1 protein-coding gene is annotated in these 551 nt (G+C 58.6%); it reads left to right on the top strand.

Going from position 1 to position 551, the window contains the following annotated elements; translation table 11 throughout:
- The coding region (iscB, locus tag A7Q09_RS10735) for an RNA-guided endonuclease IscB (RefSeq protein WP_208526713.1) at nucleotides 1-551 on the top strand (551 nt) is incomplete at both ends.

Here is a 551-nt window from a genome sequence, read left to right as displayed (position 1 = left end):
AGCAAGCCAAAAGGCTGGCTTGCACCAAGTTTGCGGCATCGGGTGGATACAGTGCTGGGGTGGGTGACACGGATCGGTCGTCTTAGGCCGATTACCGCCTTATCGCAAAAACTGATGCGGTTCGACACCCAGGCCCTGGAGCATCCCGAAATCTCCGGAACGGAGCAACAGCAAGGCAGCTTGTTTGGCTACGAGGTGCGGGAGTATCTGCTGGAGAAGTGGGGTCGCAAGTGCGCTTATTGTGACGCCACTGGATTACCGCTGGAGATTGACCATATCCATCCCCGCTCAAAGGGCGGCAGCGACCGCCTGAGCAATCTCACGCTTGCCTCTCACTCCTGCAATCAGCGCAAGGGGAATCAGCCCCTGGAGCAATTCTTAGCAAAAGCGCCGGAACCTGCCCAAAAGATAATGGCCAAGGCAAAGTCTCCGCTGCGGGATGCCGCAGCGGTGAATAGCAGCGGGTGGGCATTGTTCCAGAGACTCAAGGCGAGGGGCCTGGAGGTCGAAGTCGTCAGTGGTGGCCGGACGAAGTGGAATTGGCATCGGCC

It is taken from the genome of Methylacidiphilum sp. Yel (assembly GCF_004421185.1).
In the GTDB taxonomy this organism is placed as follows: domain Bacteria; phylum Verrucomicrobiota; class Verrucomicrobiia; order Methylacidiphilales; family Methylacidiphilaceae; genus Methylacidiphilum.
This window is presented reverse-complemented; position numbering and strand designations above follow the sequence as displayed.